Below are 16,447 nucleotides of genomic sequence, written 5' to 3' on the forward strand. Positions count from 1 at the left end.
TTTGGATGCTCCGCCTTTGTTGATTATCAAAATTCAACCTAAAATTTATTTGAAATTAAAGTAAATTTTTTTGTTTCCTGACTTGACGGAAAAAATCGCTTTTTCTTAAACCCATTTATTAGTTCAATAAGTTTTGAGGAGTATTCCTTTCCCTCAAAAAAGAAAGTAAAAACTGAATTTGTTGATCGTTCCTGTATTAAATCAGATTTGCATTTAAATAATCGGCTAATGTTTGCTGAAGCGTACCTTTAGTTGATGCATACTCATTAAACGAAATATCCAAATGAATCATTTTCCTGACAAGTTCTGGACGCAGACCGGTAATGACCGCTTCACATCCCATCAAGGAAACCCCGCTCATCACTCTTTGAAACTGGTGTATTACCTCAATATCCATATCTGTAATGCCTGATAGATCCATGATTAACGTTCGGATTTTTAAATTTGAAATATCCATCAATATTTTTTCCTCAATGGTATCCATACGGTACACATCAATTAAACCGATTAAAGGAAGGACGGCTATTTGATGACTGATCGGTATAATAGGCGCAGATAAATGCTCAACTATTTTTCGCTGAGAGTTGATTAATTCATCTTTATAAGATGAATACCTAATGAAAAAACTATTAAGAAATTTATCGATGCCGTCATTGATCTGCATCTCCATCTCATAAATCATTGCTCTGTAGTCTGAAATACTGACTACAGGGGTATTCAGTTGATCGTATTTTAACAGGTAGTGCCAGACCGTCCTTCTAATCGCATGTACCCACTCCAGCTTAAGAGTAAGAGTTAAAGAATGCTCTGCCCAGGCTACCCCTTCTTGCTTGGCAAAGGAAATGAGTTCGTTCTCTTTCCTTTCCACCACATACGTTACCATCTTCTCAGCGTTTTTCAAAAGATCAATATTCCCTGATTGTAAAATATCATTTATTTTAGGCGCGACTTCTACAGCCTCGGATAGCAGCTTATTTTGAAACTCTTCTCTCCGACTGATGATAAACTCAATAATTTCTCTTTGCTGTACTCTGTCCATTTGCTGTTCTCCTTCCAGTGTTAAAAAACTATTTCTTTTCCTATTTTAAATTTCCTTTATTTTTGAAGAGTTTTTATATTAACTATAAAAATATTCCCCTTCTCCTTTGTAATCAAACCTTTTTATATAAAAAAATAAACAGGCCACCTGATTTGGATGGCCTGAATGCTATTGTCACAATAACCTTCAATTTTAGTTTGTGTGTATGATTAAAAAACGCCAATATGGACTATCGGGTGATTAAAGAAAACGACTTATTTTTATTAACGGATGACAAGGGCAATATTCCTGTTGACAATACATATGGCTTGGGTTTTTATACGAAAGATACACGCTTTTTAAGCAAGTTTGATCTGAAAATTAATGGAGAAGATCCAATCCTTCTTTCTTCTTCTGCGGATGAAAATTACAGTGCGAGAATTTTGCTGACAAATCCCCATATGGAGAAAGACGGAGAACTCATACTTTGGAGAGAATCCATAGAGCTTGAATATAAGCGCTTAATCTATGACGTGGTTCTTTACGAAACCATTCAAGTAAAAAGTTATTTTCCAAAACCAGTTGAATTTGACATCAGTTTATTGCTGGATGTAGACTTTACTGACATGTTTATTATCCGAGGCTTTCAATATGGAGAAATTGGGAAGCGCTCAGGCGAAGAACAAACCTACCTCTCATGGGATCCATTACTATTATGATGAAGCTGATCATGTAAAACGCGCGACCAAGGTGAGCTGGAACCCTGATGCTGAGGCTGTATCAAAGGAAGAAGGAATCACCTTCCGTTTCTCATTAAACCACGGCGAGGTTCAATCTGTAACCTTTACCGTTATTACTGAGATTGATGGAAAATCTGGAACAGCTATCGCGCCTGAAGCAGCACTTGGAAAATTAGAGTCATCATATAAAGACTGGGAAGCAGGAATAACCAAAATTGAAAGTGACTACCCAGCACTCCAGAGATTGGTCGAGCGAGGGATCCTGGATGTAAGAGTTCTTTTGACGGATATCGGCAATGGGGCAGTTCATCAGCTTCTGGAACTATATCATGGCTGCATCCATGGTCTTTACCCTGCCTATTTTGGTTCTTTACGCCTTCTTCAACCGCTATTTTGTCAAAGGCATTAAATTTACTGGGGATAAGTAGATTTTTTCGAAAAACAAAACAACAACCATACATTCTGCGAAAAAGCATGCCTGACTCATGGGGCATGCTTTTCTTTTGTCAGATCATTTTATTTTGATGAATCACATGAATTGGATAAAATAGGGGCAAAGATAAGCAAAGAACGTTCTTTGCAGAAAGAAGGAACCGTAATTGAAATTAAGCATTCTTGATCAATCTCCTGCCTCAAGCGGAAAAACCGCTCAGCAGGCTCTTCATGACTCGCTGAGCCTGGCACAGGCAGGAGAGAAACTAGGCTACACGCGATACTGGATTGCCGAGCATCACGATTTTCCTGGACTGACCTGTCCGGCTCCGGAAGTGATGCTCGGGTATATCGGCGGGCAGACCGAAACGATCCGCATAGGATCCGGAGCGGTTCTTTTGCCTCATTACAAGCCGTATAAAGTGGCAGAAACGTATAATCTCCTCGCTGCTTTATTTCCTGGGAGAATAGATGTAGGCATCGGAAGAGCACCCGGCGGATCGGCAGAAGCCACGATGGCACTCTCGGATAACTATTTGGAACAAGTCCGAAAGATGCCTGAGTCAGTAGACACGTTGCTGCATTTTTTCAAAAATGATTTTCCTTCAGATGACATGTTTTCTAAGATCACTCCATCACCGGTTCCTGACATCCTTCCAGAGCCTTGGATTCTCGGAACGAGCAAAAAGAGTGCCATTCTTGCTGCCAAACACGGGTTGTCTTATGCTTTCGGCCAATTTATGAGCGATCAGGACGTTACCGATATTATTGATCAGTACAAATCTGAGTTTAGGTCGAATAATTGGTCGCCGGTACCAAACACGATTGCAGCCGTATCCGTTCTTTGTGCGGAGACAAAAGAAGAAGCTGAAGATTTAGCACTGCCTAATCAAATTTGGAAGATCCAGCTGGCAAAAGGAGAGGGAAGAAAAGGAATCCCATCCCTTGCAGAAGCGAAGCATTATTCATTGACTCCAGAGGAAAAAGAGATGCTGAACTCGATGAAAAAACGGTCCATTATCGGAAGCCCTTCTTATGTTAAGCGGCGTCTTGAGGAGCTGAGAGAACACTATCAAGCCGACGAAATGATGATTGTTACGATTACACATGATATAAAGGATCGTGTTCGTTCCTATGAGCTGATAGCCAATGAATGTTTAGCTTGCTCAACTTGAGCAAAAAATTTAGATACTTTAAATTTAGTTGTTACAATAAAAAGTAAGGTTTAAATAAATATTTTCTAAAATCATTTTTTATAGCAAGACGTTAGAAGGGAGGACAATTACAATGTCCCAGCAAAATCAATCATCTGCTAAAAAGCAGCTCCAGGATATCCCGATTTCTGTATTGGATCTATCTCCGATCGTAACAGGAGGAAACGCTTCAGAATCGCTTCAAAACACCCTTGATTTGGCACAGCACGCCGAAAAGTGGGGCTATAACCGCTTCTGGCTGGCTGAACACCATAGTATGCCTGGCATTGCCAGCTCTGCAACCGCCGTTGTTATTGGCCATGTAGCAAGAGGAACGGAGAAAATCCGTGTAGGGTCCGGGGGGATTATGCTGCCTAACCATGCTCCTTTGGTCATCGCTGAGCAGTTCGGAACTCTCGAGTCATTGTTCCCAGGCAGAATAGACCTTGGATTAGGTAGAGCTCCTGGCACAGACCAGGTGACAGCTAAAGCTCTTAGGCGCGAAAATATGAGCAACGGGGAAGACTTTCCAGAACAAGTGGATGAACTCCGTGCGTATTTAAAACCAGACGGATCAGGCAATCCGGTGAGGGCCATTCCAGGTGAGGGGCTGGACATTCCGATTTGGCTGCTTGGTTCAAGCGGATTCAGTGCGCGGCTGGCTGCTGAGCTCGGTTTGCCTTTTTCATTCGCGAGCCATTTTTCTCCAGACAATACTTTGCCTGCTCTTGATGTGTACCGCAGAAACTTTAAACCATCACAGGTATTGGACAAGCCGTATGCCATGGTGGGAGTTAACGTGATTGCTGCTGAAACAGAAGAGAAGGCCGCTTATTTGGCAACTTCCATGCAGCAGCAGTTTTTAAATCTTGTCAGAGGCATTCCTTCCAAACTTAAGCCACCTGTTGAAACGATGGAAGGAATCTGGTCCAATTATGAGAAAGCTTCTGTCGAACAGTCACTTCGAACAACCATCATCGGCACACCGGAAACAGTTAAAACAAAACTTCAGGCTTTCCTTGATGAAACTCAAGCGGATGAAATGATTGTCAACGCTCAGATTTTTGATCATCAAGAAAGATTGCGTTCCTATGAAATTGTCTCAGAAGTTTTCAAAAGATAGATAAATCAGCAAATCCCTCTCTTTTTTAATAGAGAGGGATTTTAATTATTAATTTGAGTTATAAAAATCAAGGTGAATGACGGCCAGGGTAAGAGCGAGTATATCAATTTGTCTCTTGAGGCAGTCAGGATCGTAGTTCTCTGGAAAGATACAATGGATTTCCAATATGGGATAGGATAAGAGACTCCATCGCTTTTTTGCTTTAACTTGGAAGGTTGGTGAGTATAAGGAGCTCGCCCATTTTTTAGACAGGCTATGGCCGGTTTGTCCATAGTTGTAAAGTGTAAGATTTGTACGATCGAACTTATTGCTTTCTTGAAAGGAGATGTTAAGGATGAGAACTTCTGAATCCTTTTGGCTTCTTTTTACAGGACAAGATACTCCATAGGAGATTAATTGTTCCTTAAAAAGCTGCATTGCTTTTTGATGAAAACTGCTTGGTGTTTCATTATTTTGAAAAAGTGTTTGAATCCTTATCGGTGAATCGATAGAAGGAAGAGTAATATCAAGTCTTTGTTGTTTTTGATTCCAGGTTATAGTACAGCCCAACTGCTTGAAAAATTGCAAATAGTGCGGGAGATTTGTTCGTAAAATTACCCCTCTTTTTATTCCCTGGATGTATAGATCAATGGGCACACATATACCTCCACATACTCTGATAATTATTTCTATGAAAGAAAAAGGAAAGAGTGTGGGTTTGTCCGGGGAAATGGAATGTTTATATGTTTGAAATTTTGAATAATTAAGCAAAAAAAGTGGCCAGCAAGGTTAGCAAGCTGGCCAAAGAAAGTTATTCGGGGGAGGTGCGGCTACCATCCGCGCCTTCTTTTATAGATTAACATAAGAACAAGTGTTCGTAAACACCTTTTTTTAAATGCACAAAATTATAGAATAGGAATAAGCTTTTCTAGAGTGATGATTCCGGGAGATGCATATTACGACGGATCCTTCTGATTTTCTTCCGTAAACGAAATCGTAATGGGTTTCGTTTTTTTCATCTTTACAAGTCTGATTTCGAGCAGGCCATGTCTGTATTCTGCTTTCACTTCGTCAGGTGAATATTGAAAGGGAATATGAATGACTTTTTTGAAAGGTCCGGACAATCTTTCATTCATCTTCAGTGCTTCTTTTTCAACCGGATACGTATACGGAATGTTTCCTTCCAATACAAGCTGATTCGCTTCAAGTACAATGTTCAGGTCTTCTTGAGACCGCAGACCCGGCAGTTCAACGACAAGGTATCCTTCCGTTTCGTTTTCATAAAAATCGGTACAGGCCGTCCGTTTTGGCACTACACGGTTTAAGTCCTGCCAAAAATCATTTCCGAGAACACCATCTACTTTTTCCTGTATGGATGCCCAGTCGAAATTCACTTTTTTACTCATACATTAATCCTCCATCTGCTGAAATCGGTATGCTGTAATTAGTCTATGAGTGAAAGGAGAAAAACATTAAAGCTTTTCAATTTTGACAGGCTATAAATAATTTTTGTTATTTATTAATAATAATTATAAAAAAGTATTGATTTCATAGTGATAAGTGTTATCATTAAATTATAATCATTCTAAATAACTTATGAGGTGATAACATTGACGAATAAAAATCATTTGACGACCAGCTGGGGAGCACCGGTAGGAGATAATCAAAATTCAATCACTGCTGGTTCACGCGGACCAACATTGATCCAGGATGTTCATTTATTGGAGAAGCTGGCACATTTCAACAGAGAAAGAGTTCCTGAACGCGTTGTTCATGCGAAAGGTGCCGGAGCCCACGGATATTTTGAAGTAACGAACGACGTTTCAAAGCATACGAAGGCCGGCTTTTTATCTGAAGTCGGAAAACGCACGCCGCTGTTTGTTCGTTTCTCCACTGTAGCCGGCGAAAATGGTTCTGCAGATACCGTCCGTGATCCTCGCGGTTTTGCCGTTAAATTCTATACTGAAGAAGGTAACTATGATCTCGTTGGGAACAATACACCGGTCTTTTTTATAAGAGACGCCATTAAGTTTCCTGATTTCATCCATACACAAAAAAGAGATCCGAAAACACATCTGAAAAACCCTACCGCAGTATGGGATTTCTGGTCACTTTCCCCTGAATCACTGCATCAGGTTTCAATTCTGATGTCCGACCGCGGCATCCCGGCAACTTTCCGCCACATGCATGGATTCGGCAGCCATACGTTTAAATGGGTTAACGCTGATGGTGACGGTGTCTGGATTAAATATCACTTTAAAACAGAGCAGGGTGTAGCGAATCTTGCTCCGGATGTTGCTGCAAAAATTGCAGGTGATAACCCTGATTACCATACAGAAGATTTATTTAATGCGATTGAAAAAGGAGATTTCCCGGCATGGAAACTGTATGTTCAGATTATGCCGCTCGAAGATGCCAATACGTATCGCTTTGATCCGTTTGACGTTACTAAAGTGTGGTCACAAAAGGATTATCCGTTGATTGAAGTGGGCAGAATGGTGCTGGATAAAAATCCTGAAAACTATTTTGCAGAAGTGGAGCAAGCAACCTTCTCACCCGGAACACTGGTACCCGGTATCGACGTTTCGCCTGATAAGATGCTTCAAGGCCGCCTGTTCGCCTACTCAGATGCGCATCGTTACCGAGTAGGAGCAAATCATCAGGCACTTCCGATCAACCGTCCGAAAAAAGAAGTGAACAACTATCAGCGTGATGGGCAGATGCGTTTTGACAGCAACGGTGGAGGTTCTGTTTATTATGAACCGAACAGCTTCGGTGGCCCTAAAGAAACACCTGAAAATAAACAGGCCGCTTATCCCGTTTACGGAGTTGCTGAAAGCGTAGGGTATGAACATAACGACCATTATACGCAAGCTGGTGATCTTTACCGTCTGTTAAGTGAGGAAGAGCGTTCACGTCTTGTAAATACTATTGTGGATGCTATGAAGCCTGTAGAGAAAGAAGAAATTAAACTTCGCCAGATCCAGCATTTTTATAAAGCAGATCCTGATTATGGGAAAAGGATTGCGGACGGACTTGGTTTAGCGGTTCCGCAAGAAGCGCTATGATTCGACTTTTTTCTCAATTAGTATAGTGAATTCTCAGTTAACAAGTATCCGCTGTTTGTGCGGGTACTTGTTTCTAAACGAATGAAAAGAGGATGTTGACCGTGGATGCGGAGCAAGTGACCAAATTAAAGTTAAAAGAAAGCGGCTTGCGAATTACCCCTCAAAGAGTCTTGATTTTACAAGCCATCATTTCATGCGGGGGGCATTTGACGGCAGAGGAGATTCATCGGCAGCTTCCCCCGTTCATTACACTGGCTACGGTTTATAATAACCTGAAATCATTTGTTAACTTGGGGATCATCCAAGAGTTATCATTTGGAAATGGGAGCAGCAAGTATGAAGTTGTTGATGCAAAACATTACCATGTCATCTGTGAGTCTTGCCAAAAGATCGTTGATTTTAACTATCCAAGGCTGACTGAAGTGGAGTATGCAGCTTCCCGATTAACAGATTATGACGTTCATCATCACACATTGGAATTCTACGGTTTATGCAAAGAGTGCAGAATAAAATAAAAAGAATAAGTGAGGCTCGTGAACATGGCTGTTGCCGAACATATCGAATGCCCCAAGTGCCAGAGTGAAATTAAATTCTTGAAACACAGCATGCGATGCAAATGCGGAATGAGAATCATTACGAAACATCATCTGAAAATAACCACAAAATAAATCCAGCCGAATGAAAACGGCTGGATTTTTATTGTTTATCCGCAGATTGTAATCTCATAATGATCTATACAGCGGGTGTTATCGCAGATGAGCCGCGTTTGTAGGCGGTACGTAACAGTAGGGGAGGAAGAAATAAGATCATCGGGCAATTGGTAGGACATCGGGATTTCAATGCTTCCATCAGGAGAAAGCTCTTTATACATATAGATGGTAGTGACAGATTCAATCATCCGCTCTGTTTTATCTTCTTGGTTCTGAACAATCAGATCACATTCGAGCCGTTTGATGATTTGTTTCATCCATCTTCCTTTAAGAAGGAAAAAGCCGTTAACATTTTCTCCAGGCTTTAATTCATAGGAATCGAGTTTAAGATCGATCGTAGCCTGTCCGAGCTTAAATAAGCTCATGCATTTTTTTAACAAGTAAAGTACCTCCAGTAACAATATCAAGTTAAAAACCTTTTCCGATGCCCTTCGGTAAAGGTCTCGCAAACAACAAAACTGTATGCTGCTCCCCTTTGGAGTCTAGTTTTTCTATCTATTTTATGACCTTGATTTTTTTGCATCTCAATGATTCGATTCTCATTGTAAACGCATGGTACTTAGGTGTCAATAGAAGTTTATTAGAATGAAAATCCCCTATTCTAAGGTCATGCTCTTCACGAATATAATCATGCTGATGAGGTCGTTTCCGTTCACTGGAAGGTATTTTTGCAGGGAGCCAAACAGGGGGTGAACGAAGAGATGTATTTTTACGAGATTGCTGACAGGCTGAAAAAATTGAAGGAAGGGTGTGTGATCGCGACACTCCTTCATGTGGAAGGTTCCTCTTACTTAAAGGAAGGCGCGATGCTGCTTTTTCATCAGGATGGTAAAACAGGTATGATCAGTGCAGGATGTGTAGAGAGCGATCTGGAGGAACGCAGCCGGCAGGTCATGTTGGATGGCCAGCCTCAATATGCCGTCTATAACCAAAGAAGCGATGAAGACCTTTTGTGGGGAACTGGAACCGGTTGCAGCGGGGTCCTCCATGTTTTAGTAGAGAGGGTGGATGAAGAGCTTCGTCACCAGCTTCTTGATGTAAAACGGTCCTTGGAAGAAGGGAGGCCAGTTCTGCATAGTAAAGAGTTGTTTATTGATGGAACTCGGCTAAACATTAAAAATCACTTTGAAAAAACGGATAAGAAATCCTTTTTCAAAAATGGCCTTATTTCAACGAATGGCGTGGAGATGATTTTTTTTTATTTGTTTGAACCCATGCCAAGGCTAGTCATTTTCGGAGCAGGTGAAGATGCGAAATCGGTGGCTAAATTGGCAACCGAGACAGGGTGGTCGGTAACCATTTGTGACTGGCGTCCAGCATTTTGCAACCGTGCTGAATTTCCCTTTGCGGATCACTTAATCGTTGGTAATCCGCCAGACCTTTTTGATAAGCTTGCTTTTGACTCTCAAGATTTTGCAGTAATCATGTCCCATAACTTTCAACAAGACAAAGAATTTCTGACTCAGCTTCTCAAACAAAATCTTCGCTATGTTGGCGTGCTTGGGCCACGAAATCGGACAGAGAAGCTTTTGGAAACGAAGGAAATACCAGAATACCTCTCTTCACCTATAGGGCTCCCGATTGGTTCATCAGGTCCCCAGGAGATTGCAGTCAGTATTCTCGCAGAGATGATAGCAGTTTATCGGCTGGAAAAAAAGCGTCCGACGGAAAGCTTTTTATGAGAGAGGGAAAGATTGTGGCTATTTTTCTTGCGGCCGGCAGCAGCCAGAGGATGGGTTTTCAAAAATTGTGGCTTCGGTTAGGTCATGAATGTCTTGGAAACTGGGCATTTCGGGCGGCTCTTCAATCGTTGATAGACCATATCGTTGTGGTGACGAGAGAGAATGATCGCCTCGACTGGATGGACTCTTCATTCTTTAAAAGTCCTTATCGTCGAAAATGGAGTCAGCTGACCTGCAAAAATTCAGTGCAGGGACAGTCTGCTTCTCTTGTTGCAGGGGTGAAAAAAGCAGAAGAGCTTTTACCCAACGGAATAATCGTGCTTCTTGCTGACCAGCCTTTGATTACAAAAGAAATGATTAATGAACTGGTCCTTTGCTTTAAAAAAGAGTCTCCTATAGCGTTTGTGGCTGCATGCCATAAGAATTGTTTTAGGCCACCGGTGATTTTTTCAAAACACCTGGCAGCACAGGTGAAAGGAATAACAGGAGATCATGGTGCACGTCATATATATAGAAATAAAAAGTATTTAAACGGTAAAATCATTCACTATAATAACCCTTCTCTTTTTGTAGATGTTGATACAGAAGAAGATTACATTGAGATCAAAAAGCTGATGAAAAGGGGAGGGTGGAAGTGGAGTACATTGGAAAAAGTGTAATCCGAAAAGAAGCCTGGGATAAAGTATCGGGCACAGCAAAATACACAGCTGATGACTCATCCCCTGGTACCCTTCATGTCAAACTCCTTGTCAGTCCTTATGCACATGCCCGTATAAAGAGCATTAAAAAAGAAAAGGCGTTACAAGTATCCGGTGTCCGTGCCATCCTTGCCGGAGACCATTTCCCTCTCACGGGCGAAGAAATCCGTGACCGTCCGCCATTGGCGATTGAAAGAGTAAGGTATCATGGTGAGGCTGTTGCTCTTGTTGTAGCTGATACACCCCATCAGGCTAAAAAGGCAGCCGATCTGATCGAAATAGAATATGAACCGTTGCCCGTTGTCCATAATCCAACAGAAGCTTTAAAAAAGGATGCCCCTCTCGTACACGAGCATCTGGGCCGCTATAAAAAAGAAGAGCGGGTATACCCGGTGCCTGGCACCAACATCGCTAACCAGACAAAAATCAGGAAAGGAAATATGGAGAAAGGTTGGAAAGAAAGTGAAGTAACAGTGGAAGAGCACTTTTCATTTTCGCCTTCCGATCATGCCGCCATGGAAACGAGATGTTCATCATGTGAGATTCGTTCGAACGGGGATGTGATCATTACCTCTTCTTCCCAGGCTCCTTTTATGATCAAACGGCTGATTCATGAATACTTTGATGTGGACATTGGAAAAGTGATCGTGGAAACACCTCTGGTCGGTGGAGGATATGGAGGGAAGGCGTCCATCCAGCTTGAACTGCTCGCCTATTTAGCATCTAGAGCGGTGGGAGGAAGAAAGGTTAAACTGCTTAATAGCCGTGAGGAGGATCTACTGACTTCACCGGTGCACATCGGACTGGATGCCACGGTAAAATTGGGGTGTACAAAGGAAGGAAAGATCAAAGCTGCCGAGCTCCAGTTTTTGTTTGATGGGGGAGCCTATTCGGATAAAGCAGCGGATCTCAGCAAGGCGGCTGCAGCAGATTGCACTGGTCCTTATGATATTGATAACGTCTGGTGTGATTCGCTCTGCATGTATACGAATCACCCATATGCGGCGCCCTTCAGGGGATTCAGCCATTCCGAGCTTTTATTTGCCGTCGAGCGGACAATGGATTCTTTAGCTGAAAAAATCGGGATGGACCGACTTTTGCTGCGTTACAAAAATGCGATCAAACCCGGTGATACAACACCGACACAAGTGCCGCTGAACAAGAGCAATGTAGGGAATCTCCCAGCTTGCATCCGCCGTTTGAAAGAAATCATCCATTGGGATGAAGGAGTGGCCAAAGAAATAGGGAACAACAAAGTACTTGTAAAAGGCGTGAGCTGCATCTGGAAGACTTCCACGATCGAATCGGATGCCGGTTCAGGGGTCATTTTAACCTTCAATCCTGACGGCAGCATCAATTTAATATCAGGCGTCATTGAGATCGGCACAGGGACAAAAACGGTGCTTGCACAAATTCTGGCAGAGCGGCTGCAGATGGAAATAAGCCAGATACATGTTCAGATGAAAGTGAATACTCAAAGTACTCCCGAACACTGGAAAACCGTTGCAAGCCGGGGAACTTTCTTGGCGGGAAGAGCGGTCCTTGAAGCGGCAGACGATGTGATTTGCCAGCTGAAAAACATCGCATCCTGTGTATTGCGAGCTAAAGCATCAGATCTGATGGTAGCGTTTGGAAAGGTGTTTTTACGGGACGATCCAAGCATTGGAATCGATGTGAAGGATATTGCCTACGGGTACACGTTCTCTAATGGCAATGCGATCGGCGGCCAGATTATCGGAAGGGGACATTACAATCTGCGTCACCTTACTTATATGAATAAAGAAACAGGCGCAGGCAAGCCGGGGCCGGAATGGTCTGTAGGAGCTCAGGCCGTTGAGGTTGAGTTTGATAAACGGCTATTGACGTACCGGATCGTACGGGCGGTTTCTGTTATTGACATCGGAACGGTTTTGAATGAGAAGGCCGCAAGGGGCCAGGTGATGGGAGCGATGAGCATGGGGCTCGCATTTGGCGGCCGTGAAACCTTTAGATTCGATGAGTTTGGGAGAGTGCTGAATTCTCAGCTCCGAACGTACCGGCCGCTCCGTTATGGTGAACATCCTGAATACGTTGTGGATTTTGTCGTAACTCCCCAGATCGATGCCGCGTATGGTGCAAGAGGAGCAGGCGAACACGGAATCCTGGGAATGCCTGCAGCTCTTGGAAATGCTCTTTCCATCGCTGCCGGTGTAAAGTTAAACGAACTTCCGCTTATCCCTGAGCTGATCTGGAGAACCAAGGAAAAGGAAGGGGCCAGCCATGCTTTCCTTTGAGTTTGATTATTATCATCCGACAAGTATCGAGGAAGCGGTGCAGCTCTTTCACACTTTGGACCAGGAAAGGAAATATCCGCTCTATTACTCAGGCGGAACGGAAATCATCACGCTCGGACGATTGAATCTTGTGTATACGAACGCGGTCATTGACATCAAAGGAATTCCGGAATGCAATGTAATGGAAAGTCATGGCGATTCTTTTGTCACTGGTGCCGCGCTCAGCCTGACTGCTATAGAGGAGCATAATGGATTTCCGCTTCTCAGCAAAGCGGCAAGCGGTGTGGCTGACCACACGGCGAGAAATAAAATTACGATCGGGGGAAACATCTGCGGACAGATCTTTTACCGTGAAGCAGTTCTTCCGTATCTATTAACGGACAGTAAAATAGTGGCTGCCGGCATGGATGGCAACAGGACAGTGGCTTTGATGAATGTTTTTAACAAGACGCTAAGTCTGAAAAGAGGAGAGTTTCTCGTACAGCTTCAGACCGATAAACATTATTTAGACCTTCCCTATTGCTGTGTGAAAAAGCGTCAGCAGTGGGACACCGGCTATCCTCTGATAACGATTGCTGCGATCAAAGCGGAAGAGGGAATCAGAGTTGCTTTCAGTGGAGTCTGTCCTTTTCCATTTCGATCTCGAGAGATGGAAAAAGCGCTTAATGCCAACGATTCTTCTTTACAGGATCGGATTCTTGCATCTCTTAAGCACCTTCCCAAACCGGTTCTGGATGATGTAGAAGGCTCATCGCAATATCGGCTCTTTGTACTAAAAAATACGCTCTTTGACATTATAGAAAAGCTCGAGGGGGATAACCGATGAATGCAGCACGGAGTCTGTCAGCAGTCTTACATGTCAATGATGAAGAAAGAGCGGTAGTCATCAAGCCAACGGACACTTTGCTGTTCGTGTTAAGAGAGAAGATGGGATTAACGGGAGCAAAGCCAGGATGTCTGAACGGAGACTGTGGCGCCTGCACGGTAAACGTCGATGGGCTCGCGATGAAATCCTGCCTGATGCTCGCAGTGGAAAGTCTGAGCAAGAAGATTACAACGATCGAAGGCTTAAAAGGAACACCCATCCAGCAGGCCTTTATTGAGCATTTTGCTTTTCAATGCGGATACTGCACTCCGGGATTTATTATGAACTGCCATGCGTTGCTGGAAAAAGTTCCAGATGCCAAAGACGATACAATCGCTGAGTGGCTGAATTCCAACATATGCCGCTGCACGGGGTACGAGGAAATTGAAGGAGCTGTGAAATCCATCGTGAAAAAAAATCAAATGAATAGATAAATACTATAGTCAGCCCTTTTACGGCTGATTTTTTTGTTTTATTAAATGCCACCTGCAATCTAATAAACTAGTTTAATTTTGGAAAGGAAGGGAAACGTACTTATGGATATACATAATTTATAGTCTGAATACGGCCCTACAAGGAGGAATTGAACTTTGAGTACGAATGATCCGAAAAACAGCAGCGGGGAAAATAAGAAGGACAAGCAGCTTCAAGCATTCAGAGTGAACAATAAAGGGAAGAAGCTGACCACCAATCAGGGGCTTCGCGTTTCTGAGGATGAACACTCACTAAAAGCTGGAGTGCGGGGACCGACATTAATGGAAGACTTTCATTTCCGTGAAAAGATGACTCACTTTGACCATGAAAGAATCCCTGAGCGGATTGTGCATGCAAGAGGGTATGCGGCGCACGGTGAATTTGAAGTCTATGAATCCATGAAAGAGTTTACGAAGGCTGGGTTTCTTCAGGATCCATCTGTGAAAACACCAGTATTTGTCCGATTCTCCACAGTTGCCGGATCACGCGGTTCCGGGGATACTGTACGTGATGTGCGGGGATTTGCCACCAAGTTTTATACGGAAGAAGGGAACTATGACCTCGTAGGAAATAATATCCCTGTCTTTTTTATTCAAGATGCGATTAAATTTCCGGATCTTGTTCATGCATTTAAACCGGAGCAGCATAATGAGATCCCTCAGGCATCCACTGCTCATGATACGTTCTGGGATTTTGTTGCCAACAATACGGAATCAGCTCATACGGTAATGTGGGCGATGTCCGACCGTGCCATTCCCCGCAGCTACCGTATGATGGAAGGTTTTGGTGTGCACACGTTCCGCTTTGTGAACGAACAGGGGCAGGCTCGCTTCGTTAAGTTCCACTGGAAGCCGAAGCTCGGTGTGCATTCCCTCGTTTGGGACGAGGCACAGCGTCTTGCCGGTAAAAATCCTGACTTCCACCGCCAAGATCTTTATGAAGCCATTGAAAAAGGAGACTACCCGGAATGGGAGCTTGGTGTTCAAATGATCGAGGAGGAAGATGAGTTTAAATTTAATTTTGATGTGCTGGATCCCACGAAAATCTGGCCAGAAGAGCTTGTTCCTGTGAAAATTATCGGGAAGATGACACTTAATCGCAATCCTGATAATTACTTCTCTGAAACAGAACAGGTAGCCTTCCACCCTGGACATGTCGTACCCGGCATTGACTTTTCGAATGATCCGCTCCTTCAAGGGCGCTTATTCTCCTATACAGATACGCAGCTTTCCCGTCTTGGCGGTCCGAATTTCCATGAGCTGCCGATTAACCGGCCGGTGTGCCCGTTCCACAATAACCAGCGAGACGGTATGCATCGCATGACGATTAATCAAGGGCCTGTTGCTTATCATAAAAACTCTTTGGAAAATAACGATCCAGCGCCAGCCACTGAGGAAGAGGGCGGCTATGCTCATTATCAGGAGAAAGTGGAAGGGCGGAAGGTTCAGCAGCGCAGCGACAGCTTCAAGGACCATTTCAGCCAGGCGAAGCTCTTCTGGAACAGCATGTCAGAAGTCGAGAAGCAGCATATTATTAAAGCGTTCCGTTTTGAAGTCGGAAAGGTGAAAAGCAAAAGTGTTCAGCAGCAGGTTGTAAATCTGTTCAGCCATGTTGATGCCGACCTTGCTGAACAGATTGCAGCAGGAGTGGGTGTAAAAGTCTCGAACAGTGCTCAACCTTCTCAGGAAACCGCGTCATCACCGGCATTAAGCCAAGAAAACACCATCAAAGCTCCGGCAACAAGAAAAGTCGCCATTCTGGCAGAAGACGGGTTTAACTTTGAAGAAGTCAGCGGGTTGAAGGATGCATTGAAGAAGGCTGGAATCACATCTGAAATTGTCAGTGAAACACTTAATCCAATCTCGAGCAGCGACGGACAGGAGCTGGAAGTCGATCAAACTTTGCTTACGAGTGATTCGGTACTCTATGACGCCGTTTATGTGGCCGGCGGAAAAGACAGTGTGAACAGCTTAAAAGCAGTAAAAGAAGCAACGACATTTGTGAATGAGGCATTTGCACATTTCAAAGCGATCGGTACAGCCGGAGAAGGAACGGAACTGCTGGCAGCAGCGGGTGTTGACTCCAGGGCCGCTGGAGTGGTAATCCTGGAAAGCAGGAACAGCGAGTCCTTTATTCAAGCTGTGGCGCAGCATCGCCATTGGGCACGACAAGTATAAAGGATATAAAAAATG

The 16,447-nt window shown here is 43.5% G+C and carries 15 protein-coding genes and 2 pseudogenes; 13 read left to right on the forward strand and 4 right to left on the reverse strand.

Annotated elements, in window-relative coordinates; all coding sequences use genetic code 11:
- Nucleotides 1-196: 196 nt before the first annotated feature.
- The gene (locus AR335_RS06645; protein WP_062233422.1) at nucleotides 197-1,039 is read right to left on the reverse strand and encodes an STAS domain-containing protein; all 843 of its coding nucleotides are present in this window, start codon (nucleotides 1,037-1,039) and stop codon (nucleotides 197-199) included.
- Between the two features lie 236 nt (nucleotides 1,040-1,275).
- On the opposite strand from AR335_RS06645, the gene AR335_RS06650 reads away from it, so the two are divergent.
- The 5 genes and pseudogenes from AR335_RS06650 to AR335_RS06665 all read left to right on the forward strand — a co-directional run bounded on the left by AR335_RS06650 (nucleotide 1,276) and on the right by AR335_RS06665 (nucleotide 4,506).
- Entirely contained in the window at nucleotides 1,276-1,737 is a 462-nt protein-coding gene (locus AR335_RS06650) for a glycogen debranching N-terminal domain-containing protein (RefSeq protein ID WP_199805062.1), read from the forward strand.
- Nucleotides 1,679-1,804: pseudogene (locus tag AR335_RS25450) on the forward strand (hypothetical protein); the annotation flags it as partial. The gene AR335_RS06650 and the pseudogene AR335_RS25450, both read left to right, overlap by 59 nt.
- Before the next feature lie 244 nt (nucleotides 1,805-2,048).
- Nucleotides 2,049-2,186: pseudogene (locus tag AR335_RS24850) on the forward strand (carbohydrate ABC transporter permease); the annotation flags it as partial.
- A 171-nt stretch (nucleotides 2,187-2,357) separates the two neighbouring features.
- A complete protein-coding gene (locus AR335_RS06660) occupies nucleotides 2,358-3,365 on the forward strand; it encodes an LLM class flavin-dependent oxidoreductase (RefSeq protein WP_062233429.1) in 1,008 nt (335 codons plus the stop codon).
- 112 nt (nucleotides 3,366-3,477) lie between these two features.
- Complete coding sequence (locus AR335_RS06665) at nucleotides 3,478-4,506, forward strand: LLM class flavin-dependent oxidoreductase (RefSeq protein ID WP_062233432.1); 1,029 nt, start codon at nucleotides 3,478-3,480, stop codon at nucleotides 4,504-4,506.
- Nucleotides 4,507-4,554: 48 nt separating this feature from the next.
- On the opposite strand, the gene AR335_RS06670 is transcribed toward AR335_RS06665, so the two are convergent.
- Both AR335_RS06670 and AR335_RS06675 read right to left on the reverse strand, forming a co-directional pair.
- Nucleotides 4,555-5,142 (reverse strand): hypothetical protein, encoded by a 588-nt coding sequence (locus AR335_RS06670; RefSeq protein ID WP_062233435.1) that lies wholly within the window; start codon nucleotides 5,140-5,142, stop codon nucleotides 4,555-4,557.
- A gap of 299 nt (nucleotides 5,143-5,441) precedes the next feature.
- Nucleotides 5,442-5,891, reverse strand: a complete 450-nt coding sequence (locus tag AR335_RS06675; protein ID WP_062233438.1) for an Hsp20/alpha crystallin family protein — start codon at nucleotides 5,889-5,891, stop codon at nucleotides 5,442-5,444.
- 204 nt (nucleotides 5,892-6,095) lie between these two features.
- On the opposite strand from AR335_RS06675, the gene katA reads away from it, so the two are divergent.
- On the forward strand, nucleotides 6,096-7,553 hold the full coding sequence (katA, locus tag AR335_RS06680) for a catalase KatA (protein WP_062233441.1): 1,458 nt from the start codon (nucleotides 6,096-6,098) through the stop codon (nucleotides 7,551-7,553).
- Nucleotides 7,554-7,645: 92 nt separating this feature from the next.
- Nucleotides 7,646-8,068, forward strand: coding sequence for a Fur family transcriptional regulator (locus AR335_RS06685; protein WP_062233444.1), 423 nt, complete (start codon nucleotides 7,646-7,648; stop codon nucleotides 8,066-8,068).
- Between the two features lie 188 nt (nucleotides 8,069-8,256).
- Here AR335_RS06685 and AR335_RS06690 read toward each other — a convergent pair whose 3' ends face one another.
- Complete coding sequence (locus AR335_RS06690) at nucleotides 8,257-8,643, reverse strand: sporulation protein (RefSeq protein WP_062233448.1); 387 nt, start codon at nucleotides 8,641-8,643, stop codon at nucleotides 8,257-8,259.
- Nucleotides 8,644-8,952: 309 nt separating this feature from the next.
- Here AR335_RS06690 and AR335_RS06695 point away from each other — a divergent pair, with 309 nt between their 5' ends.
- From AR335_RS06695 to AR335_RS06720, 6 genes are all read left to right on the forward strand, one after another.
- A complete protein-coding gene (locus AR335_RS06695; RefSeq protein WP_156418882.1) occupies nucleotides 8,953-9,945 on the forward strand; it encodes an XdhC family protein in 993 nt (330 codons plus the stop codon).
- Nucleotides 9,946-9,959: 14 nt separating this feature from the next.
- Entirely contained in the window at nucleotides 9,960-10,604 is a 645-nt protein-coding gene (locus tag AR335_RS06700) for a nucleotidyltransferase family protein (RefSeq protein ID WP_175501785.1), read from the forward strand.
- A complete protein-coding gene (locus tag AR335_RS06705; protein ID WP_062233456.1) occupies nucleotides 10,580-12,916 on the forward strand; it encodes a xanthine dehydrogenase family protein molybdopterin-binding subunit in 2,337 nt (778 codons plus the stop codon). Before AR335_RS06700 ends, AR335_RS06705 begins: the two co-directional genes overlap by 25 nt.
- Nucleotides 12,903-13,742 carry an FAD binding domain-containing protein gene (locus tag AR335_RS06710; RefSeq protein WP_062233459.1) on the forward strand — a complete coding sequence of 280 codons (840 nt, stop codon included), beginning with the start codon at nucleotides 12,903-12,905 and terminating at the stop codon, nucleotides 13,740-13,742. Before AR335_RS06705 ends, AR335_RS06710 begins: the two co-directional genes overlap by 14 nt.
- Nucleotides 13,739-14,215 (forward strand): (2Fe-2S)-binding protein, encoded by a 477-nt coding sequence (locus AR335_RS06715; RefSeq protein WP_062233461.1) that lies wholly within the window; start codon nucleotides 13,739-13,741, stop codon nucleotides 14,213-14,215. The genes AR335_RS06710 and AR335_RS06715 overlap by 4 nt, the downstream gene beginning before the upstream one ends.
- Before the next feature lie 156 nt (nucleotides 14,216-14,371).
- Entirely contained in the window at nucleotides 14,372-16,432 is a 2,061-nt protein-coding gene (locus AR335_RS06720; RefSeq protein WP_062233465.1) for a catalase, read from the forward strand.
- Nucleotides 16,433-16,447: the final 15 nt, after the last annotated feature.

The organism is Fictibacillus sp. FJAT-27399, assembly GCF_001510655.1.
GTDB classification, from domain to species: Bacteria; Bacillota; Bacilli; order Bacillales; family Fictibacillaceae; genus Fictibacillus_C; species Fictibacillus_C marinisediminis.

Coding starts and splice junctions, on each gene's coding strand:
- AR335_RS06685 (WP_062233444.1), top strand. CDS start 7,646: ATGTTGACCGTGGATGCGGAGCAAGTGACCAAATTAAAGTTAAAAGAA.
- AR335_RS06645 (WP_062233422.1), bottom strand. CDS start 1,039: ATGGACAGAGTACAGCAAAGAGAAATTATTGAGTTTATCATCAGTCGG.
- AR335_RS06715 (WP_062233461.1), top strand. CDS start 13,739: ATGAATGCAGCACGGAGTCTGTCAGCAGTCTTACATGTCAATGATGAA.
- AR335_RS06665 (WP_062233432.1), top strand. CDS start 3,478: ATGTCCCAGCAAAATCAATCATCTGCTAAAAAGCAGCTCCAGGATATC.
- AR335_RS06710 (WP_062233459.1), top strand. CDS start 12,903: ATGCTTTCCTTTGAGTTTGATTATTATCATCCGACAAGTATCGAGGAA.
- AR335_RS06675 (WP_062233438.1), bottom strand. CDS start 5,891: ATGAGTAAAAAAGTGAATTTCGACTGGGCATCCATACAGGAAAAAGTA.